Raw genomic sequence first — 13,339 nt, 5'->3', positions numbered from 1 at the left:
GCTCGGCAGACAGTGAGCGCGGGCCGGTCGCTCTCCGCGGGCGCGGTCCCGGCACGCTCGGGCGGGTACGCATGCTCGGGCGGGTACGTGTCGGGCGCTCCCCGGCCGTCCCCGCACCTGCCGGCGCGGGCGGCCCGGGCACAATGAGACCGTGAACGAGCAGATACCGGTCGTCCGCCAGGTCGACCGGGGCACCGCCAGACTGATGCCCGACATCGACCGCGAGCGGGCCTGGCTGCTCACCGTCGACGACGCTCCCCAGTCGTACGTCGACCTGGACGAGCCCACGCATCTGGAGTTCGAGTACACCAGGCGGCTCGCCCACGTCATCGACACCTGTGCCGACGAGGGCACGCCACTCGATCTGCTGCACCTCGGCGGCGGAGCCCTCACCCTGCCGCGCTACGCCGCGGTGACCCGGCCCGGCTCGCGGCAGGACGTGGTGGAGTTCGACCGCGGTCTGCTCGACCTGGTCGCGGAGCAACTGCCCCTGCCCGACGGCTCGGGCATCGCGCTGCACGCGGCGGACGCCCGCGCCTGGATCGACGCGGCGCCCGCGGACTCGGCCGATGTGCTGATCGCCGATGTCTTCGGCGGATCGCGGGTGCCGGCGCAGGTGACCTCGGTCGAGTACGCGCGAGCGGCCGAACGCGTCCTGAGACCGGGCGGGATCTACGCGGCGAACCTCGCCGACAGCGCTCCGTTCGCCTTTATGGGCTCCCAGTTGGCCACCTTCGCCGCGGTGTTCACCGAACTCGCGCTGGTCGCCGAACCGTCCGTGCTGCGCGGACGCCGCTTCGGCAACGTCCTGCTGCTCGCGTCCCACGCCCCGCTCGACACGGCAGCCCTCGCCCGCCGCACCTCGGCGGACCCGTTCCCCGCACGCGTCGAGCACGGCCCGCCGCTGCGGCGGCTCATCGGATCCGCGACGCCGGTCGCGGACGCCGACGCCCAGGCGTCACCCGAGCCGCCCGGCGGGGCCTTCAGCATCGGCTGAGGCCACCGGGAGGGTGCCGGGACCCGCGGCGGCGACCTTCCCGGCCCGGCGCGTCAGATGCCGGACGTCCGGGACGAACAGCACGGCCGCGGTCACCAGGACCACGAGCGCCGAGCACCCCCACAGCGACGCGCTCCGCCCGAACACGCTCTCCGCGGGCCCGGCGAGCGCGGTCGCCAGCGGCAGCATGGCCACCGAGCCGAACCAGTCGTAGGCGCAGACCCGCGAGAGCATCTCCTCCGGGATCTCCTGGTGCAGCGCCGTCATCCACGCGACGCCGAACACCTCGATCGCCACCCCGCTCAGCAGCATCACGGCGGCCAGTCCCGGGACCGGCAGCGGCACGGCCAGCGCTGCGGAGGGCAGGGCGAGGGGGAAGACGCACAGCGTGCCCGCGAGCAGCAGCCGCCGCGGCTTCCAGCGCATCATCAGCAGCGCACCGAGGAGGGTGCCCACGCCGAAGGCCGCGAGGGCCATGCCCCAGGGCCCGGCGCCGCCCAACTCGTCCTCGGCCACCAGCGGTCCGAACACCGACTCGGCGGCGCCCACGACGGCGACGACCACCGTGAACTGCGCGACGATGCCCCACAGCCACGGCCTGCTGACGACCTCTTTCCACCCGTCGCGCAGATCGGCGAGCAGCCCGCCGCCGGGAGCACGCGGCGCGATGTGACCGACGTGGAGGAAGGCGCGCAGCCCTCCGGCGACCGCGAACGCCACCGCGTCCACCGCCAGCACCCAGCCGGGCCCCATCGCCGCGATCAGCGCGCCGCCGAGTGCCGCACCGCCGATCGAGGCACCGTGCATGGCCATCCGGAACACGGCGAAGGCCCGGCTCGCCTGCTCACCGCTGACGCTCGACATCAGCATGCCCTCGGCGGCCGGGTTGAAGAAGGCCTGCCCGGTTCCGCAGAGCGCGGTCAGGAGCATCATCTGCCACAGCTGCGCGTCGCCGGCCAGCACCAGGACCGCGAAGGCGGCCTGGGACACGCAGTTCAGAGCGTTGGCGGCGACCATCACCCGGTGCCGCGGAACCCGGTCGGCGACCGCGCCGCCGATCAGCAGGAAGAGAACGAGCGGGAGCGTACGGGCGGCCGCGACCAGACCCACATCGCCCGCGTCGCCCCCGGACTCCAGCACGGCGAACGCCGCCGCGATCAGTGCACCGTGGCTTCCCAGGTTGGTGACGATCGCGGCGGCGGTCAGCAGCGTGTAGTTGCGGCCGGCCCATTCGGGGCGGCGCGGGTGGCGGCGGGGCGGGGCTGCGGGAAAGGTCACCCACGGACTATCCCCGCAGGCCGCCCCGGTTGCCAAACCGGTTACGGCGTGGGCGTCGCGGCCAGTCGCACGGTGCTCAGGATCTGCTTGATGGTCGCGTCCGGGAGCTCGTCCGGCACACCCTTGTTGGCGTACAGGACCCAGGACTTGAACTCACCCGCGGGGTCCTTGAAGGAGAAGGCGATCGACTTGCCGTCGGTCTCGCACTTGTTCTCCTTCTTCACCCCGATCGCGGTCGCCGTCGACACGCTGCCGGCCAGGCCCGACTTGGTCTTGTACGGGACGGCCTTGGTCACCTTCACGGTGCCCTTGGGCTCGGTCTGCGCATAGCCCGCCCAGACCCAGTTGCCGGCCTCGTTGTACGCGGCCGTCGCGGCGTCCTTCGCTCCCTTGCCGCCCTTCGTCCCGGTGGTGCTCAGACCCCAGTCCTCGAGCTTGCCGTCCTTGTCGGTGTCGAACGTGCACCACTTGGACTTGTAGTGGGCCGGAGCCGACATCGCGACGACGGGGGAGCCGTCGCCCTTCTTGTCGTCCTCGAAGCCGGTGCTGACGCCCGAACCGGCGACCTCCCACCCGGCCGGGACGTCGAACTGCGTGCCGTGCTTGGGGTTGGAGACGACCTTCCAGCCGGCGATCGTCGGCTTGCCGCCGTCACCGCCGCGCGGGTTCTCCGTGGGGGAGGCCGCGGGATCGCCGGTCGGCTGCTTCACCGTCGGCGTCTTCGAGGCCGTGGGCTTGCTGTCGACGGACGTGCTGTCGTCGTCCCCGAGCACGACGACACCCGTGATCACCGCAGCCGCGACGACCGCCGTGGCCGCGACGATCGCGACGATGGTCGTCTTCTTCTTGTCGTCCGGCGGCGTGGGGCCACCGGGCGGCTGCATCGGCACCCCGTACTGCGGCACGGTCGGCTGCTGGTACGGGTTGGGCTGCTGGTACCCCGGCTGCTGGTACGGATTCGGCTGTTGGTACCCCGGCTGCTGGTACGGGTTCTGGTCCTGCGGGTTCTCGCCCCCGGGCGGCTGCTGTCCTGGCCACATGGCGAGTAACCATAGAGGTGCCGTGCCGCCGGGGCTACGTCCGCCCCCGCGCGGGGATGGCCAAGCGCCCCTACTCGTGGGTAACATCGCGGCATGAGCGCTGATCAGATGACAGTCGGCGAGATGCTCGCCGCCACGGTTCCCATGGCCCGGACGCTGAACCTCGAGTTCCTGGAGACCACCCCCGAGCGTGCCGTGCTGCGCATGCCGGACCAGCCCGACTTCCACAACCACGTGGGCGGGCCGCACGCCGGAGCGATGTTCACGCTCGCCGAGTCCGCGAGCGGTGCCATCGTGATCGCCGCCTTCGGCGACCAGCTGAACCGTGCCGTACCGCTCGCCGTCAAGGCCGAGATCGGCTACAAGAAGCTCGCGATGGGCGTCGTCACCGCGACCGCCACCCTCGGCCGGCCCATCGCCGACGTCGTCGCCGAACTCGACGCGGGCGAGCGCCCGGAGTTCCCGGTGAACATCGCCATCGAGCGCGCCGACGGCGCCGTCACCGGCGAGATGACCGTCGTCTGGACCCTGCGGCCCAACGCCTGACGGGCGGCCGGATCCCACTCCCTCAGCAGGTAGGCTGCCCGGCGTGCGCCACGGGGGCGCACGCCGGGCAGCGGTACTGCTGCGCACACGGGAGGAACCGGCGTTGCACGTCCAGGAGTGGCTCGAGACCGTCCCCCCGCTGAGCATCTACCTCCTGGTGGGGGTGGTGATCGGGCTCGAGAGTCTCGGTATCCCGCTGCCGGGTGAGATCGTCCTGGTCAGCTCGGCGCTGCTCGCCTCCCAGCACGGTGACATCAACCCATACATCCTGGGCGCGTGCGCGACGGCCGGCGCGATCATCGGCGACTCGATCGGGTACGCGATCGGCCGCAAGGGCGGCAGGCCCCTGCTGGCCTGGCTCGGCGGGAAGTTCCCCAAACACTTCGGCCCCGCCCAGATCGCCATGGCGGAGCGGTCGTTCGAGAAGTGGGGCATGTGGGCCGTCTTCTTCGGACGCTTCGTCGCCCTGCTGCGGATCTTCGCCGGGCCCCTGGCGGGCGTACTGCGCATGCCGTACTGGAAGTTCCTGATCGCCAACGTCTTCGGGGGCATCCTGTGGGCGGGCGGCACGACCGCCGTCATCTACTCCGTCGGTGTCGTGGCCGAGGCGTGGCTCAAGCGCTTCTCGTGGCTGGGGCTCGTCCTCGCGGTGCTGATCGGTGTGACCTCCATGCTCGTGCTCAAGAGCCGTGCGAAGAAGGCGGCCGCCGAGGCGGAAACGCGGACGGTCCTCGAACCCGAGCCGGTTCCCGCCGCCGACTGACCTGCGGCCCGGTCGTCGCGCAGCCGTACGGACCGTGCGGTGCGCCGTTCATGAAACGAGGAGACAGCGATGGCGTCAGAGGCGCTGATCATGGGTGTGGGCGGCCGCGAGCCGAGCGTCGCACCGGAGGCTTTCACCGCTCCGACCTCGGTCGTCATCGGTGAGGTCACCCTCGCGCCGGGCGCCGGTGTCTGGTACCAGACGGTGCTGCGGGCGGACTGCGGGCCGATCGTCATCGGCGCCGACTCCAACATCCAGGACAACTGCACGGTCCACTCGGACCCCGGCTTCCCCGTGACGGTGGGGGAGCGGGTCTCGGTCGGCCACAACGCCGTCCTGCACGGCTGCACTGTCGAGGACGACGTGCTGGTGGGTATGGGGGCGACGGTCCTCAACGGTGCCCACATCGGCACCGGGTCCCTGGTGGCCGCGCACGCGCTGGTTCCGCAGGGGATGCAGGTGCCGCCCGGCTCGCTCGTCGCCGGGGTGCCCGCCAAGGTGCGTCGCGAGCTGACGGACGAGGAGCGTGAGGGCATCAAGCTCAACGCCGCCGTCTACCTGGACCTCGCCGACGCCCATCGTGAGGCGGCGCGGAAGGCCTGACGGCCGCCCGGCGCCGGCCGGCCCGCACCAGCCCGACCCGCAGCAGCCCGGCCCGCAGCAGCCCGGCCCGCACCAGCCCGACCCGCAGCAGCCCGGCCCGCACCAGCCCGACCCGCAGCGTCATCCCCTGAGCGCACCTGTCGCGAGCCGGCACGGAAGTCCTGACCTCTCCCGTCGCCCGCTCGCGCCCGCGGTCCGTGTGGTCCTCGCTGCTCCCGTGTGCGTCAGTGGCAGTCCGGCTCCACCGTCAGCCCGAACACCGTGCGGAACTCCACGGGGGGCGACGGTTCGTCCTCCATCAGGGGGTGCAGGGTCACAGGCCGTGGCCCGCCCTGATGGGGTGGCATGACGATTTCAGCCGCGACCACGCTGCCCATCGGCAGCCGTCGCGTAACGGTCCTGGTGGCGAATGCGTCGACGAGCCGCAGACCCTGGCCGCAGTCCGCGTGAGCGTCCAGCGGTTCCTGGCGTCGTGCATGACGATGCTTCCACCGGCCGCCGTCCCTGACCTCCGTCACCAGCGTGTTGCCGCGGACCTTGATGGCCAGGGCGACCCAGGTGCTGCCACTGTGCAGCACCACATTGCTGACGAGCTCGGTGACGATCACCGAGAGCGCTTCGTGGAATTCGTCGTGCAACCGCCATCGACGGGCCACTGCGCGCGCGAAATGGCGCAGGGTGCGGGCGGCTTCCGGCGTCGCCGACATCGCACACTGGGCCAGACCCGAGGTTCCGCCGTACGGTCCGTGCCCGGACGACGAAAACTGGGAGGACTCCTCTGATGCGATCACGTCGGCTCCTTCTGCCCAGGTCGACGCCTGGGCCCGTGCGACTACGCTCACTGTCTCGGCAAGCCCGGCGCAATTGGGGAGACTGAAGTACGGATACCTAAAGAAATGAAATGCCCAGAAATGTCGAGGAGAGTGAGCCGGTGAGCACGCTCAGTGACGAAGTCTGGGAGCGATGGCTGCAACAGACGGTCGCCCACCCCGGCCGGCAGTCGGCGCTCCTGCTGCTGGAGGGGCGCGCCGGTACCGGCAAGAGCCGCTTGGCCGACCGGCTGCTGGACAGCGCCGAGGCCGGACCGCGTCCCCGGGTCGTGCTGACCTTCACGTCCTCCGGCGTCGCGCTGACGCACCACCCGGCCCGGGCGCCCCGCACGGAACCGGGCACCGCCGCCGTACGTGAGCGTCCCGATCCGGTCGCCCTGCCGCCCCGGATCCACCCCGACGCCGCCGCACTCGCCGGGGATCTGGAACCCCTGCTGGAGTCCGGCGGCCCGGTCCTGCTGATCGCCGACGACGTGCACCGGGCGGACAGCGCGGGCAGGGACCTGCTGCGCGGACTGCTGGAGCAGCCCCCGGCCGGGCTCGCCGCCGTCCTCACCTACCGCCCCGAGGAACTCGCCGAACCCGGACTCGTCCTCGGCCGGGCGGTCGCCTACCCGGCCCGCCTCACCGTCCTGCGCCTCCGCCTCGAACCCCTGGACGCCGACGAGGTCCGCCGGCTGGTCGAGGACCGCCTCGGTCCCGAATGCTGCCCGCCCGAGCTCGTCGCCCGGATCCACGAGCGGTCCGCCGGAGTGCCTCAGGTCGTCGTCGATCTCGTGCGCCAGCTGGAGGACGCCTACGGGCCGCGGGAGCGCTACACGGCCAAGGACCTCGATGCCACCGGCCCGCCCGTACGACTGGCCGAACTGGCCGTCGGCCGGCTGGCCGCACTGCCCGAGGAGCACCGGGCCGTGGCCCGCGCCGCGGCCGTCCTCGACGAGCCCAGCAGCGCGGCGGACCTGTACGCGGTGGCCGCGCTGCCCGGCGCGGCCGGCCGTGAGGCGCTCGTCGCCTCACTCCGCGGGGCGGTCCTGCTGGAGAACGACCGCGATCTGTACGGCTTCCCCTCGCCCCTCGCGGGCACCGCCGTCTACGGCGAGATGCCCGGCCCCCTGCGCCAGGACATGCACCGCAGGGCCGCCGACGTCCTCGCCCACCGGCATCCCGTGCCGTGGGCCCGGCTCGCGGCCCACCGGCACCGCGGCGGCCAGATACGCGGCTGGCTCAAGGCCGTCGAACACGCGGCCCAGCAGTGCGCCGAGGCAGGCGCCCATCAGACGGCGATCGACCTGCTGGAACAGGCTCTGTCGCACCCCGCGGTGCCCCGGGAGACCCGGGCCCGCCTCGCCCGCCTCCTCGCCCACAGCGCGGTGCTCGGACTGCACACCGACCAGACTGTCCAGGTGCTGCGGCAGATCCTCGACGAGCAGTCGCTGCCCCCCGCGGTCCGCGGGCAGATCCGGCTCGACCTCGGCCTGGTGCTCTACAACCAGGCCGGCCGCGGGCTCCAGGGCTGGGTGGAACTGGAGCAGGCGGTCGACGAACTGGCCGAGCGGCCGGCGCTCGCCGCCCGCGCGATGTCGGCGCTCGCCATGCCGGTCATGTCGTCCGTACCGCTGGAACGCAATCTGCACTGGCTCGAGAAGGTGCAGAAGATGGCTGCCGGCAGCCGCGACGACGAGGCGCGCACGGCGGTCGACGCCAACTGCATCGCGGTCCTCCTGGAGATCGGCGACCCCGCGGCCTGGGACGTCCTGGAGCGGCTGCGCGGCCAGACCGAGCAGACGGACCGGCTGCCGCACGTGGCCCGTGGGCTGGTGAACGCTGCGGACGCCGCCCTGTGGCTCGGCCATCTCTCCCGCGTGGGAGAGCTGCTCGAAGAGGGGGTCGATGTCGCCGTCCGCGGCGGAGCCACCTACGTCGAACAGGACGGCCGCGGCACCGGCCTGCTGCTGGACTGGATGACGGGCACCTGGGACGGCCTCACCACCCGGGCCAGGGCCTTCGTGGCCGAGACCGGTGTCATGCCCGGGCCCGCCGCGGACGCGCGGATCGTCCTCGGCATGCTGGCCCTCGCACAGGGCGAATGGCAGCAGATGGCGGCCTGGCTCTCCGGAGACGGGCATCCGCTGCCCGTCGGCTCGCCACTGCCGCATGTCGCGGCGGCGGCCGGCGCGCTCGTCCGTACCGCGCTCGCCCGTGGCGATCTGGACAGCGCGGCGTCCGAGGCGGCCGACGCCTGGGACCGGCTGCGGGACAAGGGTGTCTGGGCGTGGGCGGCCGAACTGGCGCCCTGGGCGGTGGAGGCGACCGCCCGGGCCGGCCGCCGCCAGACCGCCGAGGCGATGACCGCGGAGTTCGAGGCGGGCCTGAAGGACACGGCCCTGCCGTCCCCGCTGGCGGCGCTGTCCTGGTGCCGCGGCATCCTGCTGGAGACCGCCGGCCGGCCCGCGGAGGCGGTGCCGCACTTCCAGGACGCGACGGAGAGGTACAGCGCGATGCTCCGGCCGTACGCGGCGATCCTCACTGCCGAGGCAGCGGCCTCCTGTGTGCTCGGGGCCGCGGCCGAGGGCGGGGACAGCGACCCGGACACGCTCGCGGCGGCCGTCGAGTCCCTGGCGTCCTGCGTGGAACGGCTGACCGACATGGGCGCCGGGTGGGACGCCGCACGGGTACGGGCCACGCTCCGCTCCCACCAGCCCGCGGCGGAGCAGCGTCCGCGCGGGCGGCCCAGCTACGGCGACCAGCTCTCGCCGCGAGAGCAGGAGGTCGTGGACCTGGCGTCGGCGGGCCTCACCAACCGCGAGATCGCCACCACGCTGCACCTGTCGCCGCGCACGGTGGAGCAGCACGTGTCCCGGGCGCGGCGGAAGCTGGAGTCGCAGACGCGCCAGCAGCTGAGCCGCAACCGCGGCAGCCGGGGTTCATGAATTTTTTGCGTATCCGTAGATCCGGTGCACGGATAGGCGCATCTCGGGATGTGGTCATAGCTTCCACTCACCGAAAGCGGAATGCACCGTTATCGAGTCTGCCCTCGTGGCGACCGGTGACCCGAGTGCCCGCCGTCGGTGCTGTGCCCGGGCGGCCGGACGGCCTGGTGAGTGTGCGCCGCATCCCCCACCACGGTGGCCCGCGCTCGCCGAGGCGGGGGAGGCCCGGCCCCGGGCACGGTTGTCCGCTCCGGGCGCACGATCAGGCCGCGTGCTGGAGAAGGGCACCAAGGCACCAGATTCGGCCAGGACCGGTCTGGTTCAGCTGACGGATGATCAATAGCCTTGTGTGAGTTGCCCGTTACTGCTCAAGGAGCGCCATGGCCACCGCACAACAGGTACCGGACATCCTGTCGCCGGAGTTTGCCGCGAACCCCTATCCGGCCTATCGCGCCATGCGTGAACATGCGCCCTTGATCTGGCACGAAGCCACCAACAGCTATCTCATCTCGCGCTACCGGGACGTCGAGCGGGCCTTCAAGGACAAGGACTCGCTCTACACCACCGACAATTACGCATGGCAGATCGAGCCGGTGCACGGCAAGACGATCCTCCAGCTCAGTGGGCGCGAACACGCCGTCCGCAGGGCGCTGGTGGCGCCGGCGTTCCGGGGCAGGGACCTCCAGGAGAAGTTCCTGCCGGTCATAGAGAGCAACGCCCGTGAACTGATCGACGGCATCCGGCACAAGGGCGAGGCCGACCTCGTCGACTCCTTCGCCACCCGTTTCCCCGTCAACGTCATCGCCGACATGCTCGGACTCGACAAGGCGGACCACGCCCGGTTCCACGGCTGGTACACCACGGTCATCGCCTTCCTCGGCAACCTCGCGGGCGATCCCGACGTCACGGCGGCGGGGGAGCGCACCCGCATCGAGTTCGCCGAATACATGATCCCGATCATCCAGGAGCGCCGCGAGCACCTCGGGGACGACCTGCTCTCCTCGCTCTGCGCGGCCGAGGTCGACGGCGTACGGATGAGCGACGAGGACATCAAGGCCTTCTGCAGCCTGCTGCTCGCCGCCGGCGGTGAGACCACCGACAAGGCGATCGCCAGCATCTTCGCCAATCTGCTGGTCAACCCCGAACAGCTCGCCGCCGTACGGGAGGACCGCACCCTGATCGACCGGGCCTTCGCCGAGACCCTCCGCTACACCCCGCCGGTCCACATGATCATGCGGCAGACGGCCACCGAGGTCACCGTCAGCGGCGGCACGATCCCCGCGGGGGCGACGGTCACCTGTCTGATCGGCGCTGCGAACCGGGACGCGGAGCGCTACGAGAACCCGGACCGTTTCGACATATTCCGCGACGACCTCACCTCGACCACGGCGTTCTCCGCGGCCGCCGACCATCTGGCGTTCGCACTCGGCCGGCACTTCTGCGTCGGCGCGCTGCTCGCCAAGGCCGAGGTCGAGACCGGCGTCAACCAACTGCTCGACGCGATGCCGGACATGCGGCTCGCGGACGGCTTCGTCCCGTCCGAGCAGGGCGTGTTCACGCGCGGGCCGAAGTCGCTGCCCGTCCGTTTCACGCCCGTCGCCGGCTGATCACGGCGGGCCGGCCGGTGCGCCGGGGCCGCGGTTCCACCGCGGGCCCCGGCGCCGCCGCTCACTGCACGACCGGCGTGAACTGCACCGGCAGGGACGTCAGCCCCCGCATCCAGATGGAGGGCCGCCAGGTCAACTGCTCCGGCTCCACGGCCAGAACCACGTCCGGCAGCCGCTCCAGCAGCGTCTCGATCGCGGTACGCGCGATCACATCGGCCAGCAGCGGCGCCGGGTAGGGGCAACGGTGCTCGCCATTGCTGAAGGACAGATGCGAGGAGTTCTCGGCACCGATGTGACCCTCGGGCCAGATCTGCGGATCGGTGTTGGCCGCCGCGAGCCCGAGCACCACACAGTCGCCCGCCCGGATCTGCCGGCCGCCGAGCTGCGTGTCGCGCACCGCCCAGCGGCCGATGAAGTTCTGGGTGGGGGTGTCCAGCCAGAGCACCTCGTTGAGGGCCTGGCCGACGCTGAGACGACCGCCGGAGACGTTGAGGGCGAACCGGTCGTCGGTCAGCAGCAGACGCAGCGTGTTGCAGATCCAGTTCGCCGTCGGCTGCTGCGCCGCGGCGATGATCGAGATCAGGTCCTGGACGATCTCCTCGTCCGTCAGCCCCGCCGGATGCCGGAGCATCCGCGAGGTGACGTCCGGACCCGGTGTGCCGCGCTTGTCCTTGACCAGGCGCTGGATGCGCTCCTGCACCCGTACGTACGCGGCCACCGGGTCGTCGCCCTCGGCCGCGTCCAGCGAGATCTGCAGATCCCGCACGAGGTCGTCGGTGTCGGAGCCCCGCGCCGGCATCCCGCACATCTGGACCGCGGCCCGCATCGGCAGTGCGTGGGCGTACGCGGACATCAGCTCGGCCTGCCCGCTGCCCGCGAAGCCGTCGATCAGCTGGTCGGCGATCCGCGTGCTCCAGTGGGCCAGTTCGAACTGGTCGACCGACTCGAGCGCCTCGGTGATGACGCCCGCCCTCCGCTGGTGCTCGGCGCCCTCGGCGAACAGGACCGAGGGCTGGTATCCGACGAACGGCATCAACGGCCAGTCGGCGGGGATGTTCTCCCACTGGTTCCAGCGCCGGGAGTCCCGGGCGAACAGGTCGTCGTGGCTGGTCACATAGGAGACCTCGGCGTAACCGAGCACCAGCCAGGCGGGGATGTCCCCGTCGAGCAGGATCGGCGCCACCGCGCCCTGCTCGCGGCGCATCGAGCGGTACAGCTCGGAGGGGCTCTGCTGGTACTCCAGGCCGCTGAGGCGGATCGCCCCCGCATGTGCGGGGCAGCCCGGGGGCGGGGACGGCGCGGGTTCGGGTGCGGCGGGGTCGGTCATGGTGTCATCTCCCGTGCCATGGCCAGTTCATGAAGGTGGTCGACAAGGCTGATCAGGACATGCTTGCCGGACGAGCGGACCCGGGCGTCGCAGTCGATCAGCGGCACATGCGGGGCGAGCGACAGCGCCTGGCGTATCTCGTCCAGCGAGAACGCGGCCATGTCGTCGTCGAAGCGGTTGACCGCCACGACGAACGGCGTCCGGTGGTGCTCGAGCCGGTCGATCGCGTACCAGGAGTCGCTCATGCGCCGGGTGTCGACCAGCACCACGGCACCGAGGGTGCCGGTGAAGAGCCGGTCCCACAGGAACCAGAAACGTTCCTGGCCCGGTGCGCCGAACAAGTACAGCACCATACGGTCGTTGAGGCTGATCCGGCCGAAGTCGAAGGCGACGGTGGTGGTCGTCTTGGTGGCGAGACCGGCGGTCTCGTCGACGCCGACACCGGCCTGCGTCATGACCTCCTCGGTGTTCAGCGGACGGATCTCGCTGACCGACTTCACCAGCGTGGTCTTGCCGACCCCGAAACCACCCACGATCACGATCTTCAACCCGGTCTCGGCCGAGTCGACGAGCGGGGTGCGGGCGGGCAGTTCAGAGGTTGCGGAGTCCATGGAGCACCTCCTTCAAGAGGGCCGAGTCGGGCAGATCGACGAGCGAGCGCGCGGCCCGCGGATGACGGGCCGTGATGCGCCCCGTCGCCAGCAGGTCGCCCAGCAGGATCCGTACGACCGTCACCGGCAGCTTCAGCTCCGCGGACAGCTCGACGACCGCGGTCGGATGACGGCACAGGTCGAGGATCCGCACATGCTCCGACTGCATCCCGAGGGCCGGCTCGCACTCGCTGACGATCAGCGTCACCAGGTCGAACGCGTCGTCGTCGGCACGGCTGCGGCCCCCCGTGACCGTGTAGAGCCGGTCCGGATCACCCGTGTCGACGGGTTTGCGGGTCATGAGAGCGGACTCTCCGGGGTCGGCATCCGCGGCTCCGCCCGCAGATGCTCACCGATCTGCTCCACGAGATCCGTCATCTGGTGGCCCACCACGCCGGGATCGGCGCCGTCCTCCGCGACGACCGCCAGATGGGCACCGTCACCGGCCTCGACGATGAACAGCAGTCCGCCGTGGAACTCGGTCATGGAATGCCGTACGCCGCCGCTGCCGTTGCCGAACTCGACCGACGCCCCCTGGGCCAGCGCCTGGATGCCCGAGCAGATCGCGGCCAGCTGATCGGCCTGGTCGAGCGTCAGATGCCGGGTCCAGCACAGCTTGAGCCCGTCGCGGGAGAGCACCAGGGCGTGCCGGGTGCCCGGGGTGCGTTCGAGAAGGCTTTCCAGTAGCCAGGTCAGGCTGTTGTCAGTGGTCTGCATCGTCTGCGTGGGGCGGATGGGTCCCGGTGATCCGGTCATCCGCCCGTGCCT

The 13,339-nt window shown here is 71.5% G+C and carries 13 protein-coding genes; 6 read left to right on the top strand and 7 right to left on the bottom strand.

The genetic code is table 11. The features are described from left to right. The first annotated feature begins 151 nt into the window (after positions 1-151). On the top strand, positions 152-997 hold the full coding sequence (locus OHA05_RS04990) for a spermidine synthase (RefSeq protein ID WP_313947615.1): 846 nt from the start codon (positions 152-154) through the stop codon (positions 995-997). Here OHA05_RS04990 and OHA05_RS04985 read toward each other — a convergent pair. Both OHA05_RS04985 and OHA05_RS04980 read right to left on the bottom strand, forming a co-directional pair. Beyond that, positions 959-2,275, bottom strand: coding sequence for an MFS transporter (locus tag OHA05_RS04985; protein WP_313947616.1), 1,317 nt, complete (start codon positions 2,273-2,275; stop codon positions 959-961). The genes OHA05_RS04990 and OHA05_RS04985 overlap by 39 nt on opposite strands. 41 nt (positions 2,276-2,316) lie before the next feature. Further along, positions 2,317-3,315: a hypothetical protein gene (locus tag OHA05_RS04980; RefSeq protein WP_313947617.1), complete on the bottom strand. Its 999-nt coding sequence runs from the start codon at positions 3,313-3,315 to the stop codon at positions 2,317-2,319. A 108-nt stretch (positions 3,316-3,423) separates the two neighbouring features. On the opposite strand from OHA05_RS04980, the gene OHA05_RS04975 reads away from it, so the two are divergent. The 3 genes from OHA05_RS04975 to OHA05_RS04965 all read left to right on the top strand — a co-directional run bounded on the left by OHA05_RS04975 (position 3,424) and on the right by OHA05_RS04965 (position 5,227). Continuing rightward, positions 3,424-3,861: a DUF4442 domain-containing protein gene (locus OHA05_RS04975; RefSeq protein ID WP_313949096.1), complete on the top strand. Its 438-nt coding sequence runs from the start codon at positions 3,424-3,426 to the stop codon at positions 3,859-3,861. 103 nt (positions 3,862-3,964) lie between these two features. Continuing rightward, a complete protein-coding gene (locus tag OHA05_RS04970; protein ID WP_313949097.1) occupies positions 3,965-4,624 on the top strand; it encodes a DedA family protein in 660 nt (219 codons plus the stop codon). 69 nt (positions 4,625-4,693) lie between these two features. Next, positions 4,694-5,227, top strand: coding sequence for a gamma carbonic anhydrase family protein (locus tag OHA05_RS04965; RefSeq protein WP_328859919.1), 534 nt, complete (start codon positions 4,694-4,696; stop codon positions 5,225-5,227). A 224-nt stretch (positions 5,228-5,451) separates the two neighbouring features. Here OHA05_RS04965 and OHA05_RS04960 read toward each other — a convergent pair whose 3' ends face one another. Further along, positions 5,452-6,018, bottom strand: coding sequence for an ATP-binding protein (locus OHA05_RS04960; RefSeq protein ID WP_328859918.1), 567 nt, complete (start codon positions 6,016-6,018; stop codon positions 5,452-5,454). A 140-nt stretch (positions 6,019-6,158) separates the two neighbouring features. On the opposite strand from OHA05_RS04960, the gene OHA05_RS04955 reads away from it, so the two are divergent. Next, positions 6,159-8,987 (top strand): ATP-binding protein, encoded by a 2,829-nt coding sequence (locus tag OHA05_RS04955; protein WP_328859917.1) that lies wholly within the window; start codon positions 6,159-6,161, stop codon positions 8,985-8,987. 380 nt (positions 8,988-9,367) lie between these two features. After that, positions 9,368-10,594, top strand: coding sequence for a cytochrome P450 (locus OHA05_RS04950; RefSeq protein ID WP_328859916.1), 1,227 nt, complete (start codon positions 9,368-9,370; stop codon positions 10,592-10,594). Positions 10,595-10,655: 61 nt separating this feature from the next. Here the strand turns inward: OHA05_RS04950 and OHA05_RS04945 are convergent, their stop codons facing one another. The 4 genes from OHA05_RS04945 to OHA05_RS04930 are packed head-to-tail and all read right to left on the bottom strand — an operon-like array spanning position 10,656 to position 13,327. Further along, complete coding sequence (locus OHA05_RS04945; RefSeq protein WP_328859915.1) at positions 10,656-11,921, bottom strand: cytochrome P450; 1,266 nt, start codon at positions 11,919-11,921, stop codon at positions 10,656-10,658. After that, positions 11,918-12,532, bottom strand: coding sequence for a GTP-binding protein (locus OHA05_RS04940; protein ID WP_313947623.1), 615 nt, complete (start codon positions 12,530-12,532; stop codon positions 11,918-11,920). Before OHA05_RS04940 ends, OHA05_RS04945 begins: the two co-directional genes overlap by 4 nt. Continuing rightward, positions 12,513-12,872 (bottom strand): DUF742 domain-containing protein, encoded by a 360-nt coding sequence (locus tag OHA05_RS04935; RefSeq protein WP_328859914.1) that lies wholly within the window; start codon positions 12,870-12,872, stop codon positions 12,513-12,515. The genes OHA05_RS04940 and OHA05_RS04935 overlap by 20 nt, the downstream gene beginning before the upstream one ends. Beyond that, positions 12,869-13,327 (bottom strand): roadblock/LC7 domain-containing protein, encoded by a 459-nt coding sequence (locus OHA05_RS04930; protein ID WP_391841961.1) that lies wholly within the window; start codon positions 13,325-13,327, stop codon positions 12,869-12,871. The genes OHA05_RS04935 and OHA05_RS04930 overlap by 4 nt, the downstream gene beginning before the upstream one ends. Between the last annotated feature and the right edge of the window lie 12 nt (positions 13,328-13,339).

This window comes from Streptomyces sp. NBC_00306 (assembly GCF_036169555.1).
Classification (GTDB): domain Bacteria; phylum Actinomycetota; class Actinomycetes; order Streptomycetales; family Streptomycetaceae; genus Streptomyces; species Streptomyces achmelvichensis.
This window is presented reverse-complemented; position numbering and strand designations above follow the sequence as displayed.

Excerpts from the sequence above, each read along its gene's own strand:
- OHA05_RS04980 (WP_313947617.1), bottom strand. The coding sequence starts at position 3,315 with ATGTGGCCAGGACAGCAGCCGCCCGGGGGCGAGAACCCGCAGGACCAG.
- OHA05_RS04975 (WP_313949096.1), top strand. The coding sequence starts at position 3,424 with ATGACAGTCGGCGAGATGCTCGCCGCCACGGTTCCCATGGCCCGGACG.
- OHA05_RS04965 (WP_328859919.1), top strand. The coding sequence starts at position 4,694 with ATGGCGTCAGAGGCGCTGATCATGGGTGTGGGCGGCCGCGAGCCGAGC.
- OHA05_RS04950 (WP_328859916.1), top strand. The coding sequence starts at position 9,368 with ATGGCCACCGCACAACAGGTACCGGACATCCTGTCGCCGGAGTTTGCC.
- OHA05_RS04945 (WP_328859915.1), bottom strand. The coding sequence starts at position 11,921 with ATGACCGACCCCGCCGCACCCGAACCCGCGCCGTCCCCGCCCCCGGGC.
- OHA05_RS04940 (WP_313947623.1), bottom strand. The coding sequence starts at position 12,532 with ATGGACTCCGCAACCTCTGAACTGCCCGCCCGCACCCCGCTCGTCGAC.
- OHA05_RS04935 (WP_328859914.1), bottom strand. The coding sequence starts at position 12,872 with ATGACCCGCAAACCCGTCGACACGGGTGATCCGGACCGGCTCTACACG.
- OHA05_RS04930 (WP_391841961.1), bottom strand. The coding sequence starts at position 13,327 with ATGACCGGATCACCGGGACCCATCCGCCCCACGCAGACGATGCAGACC.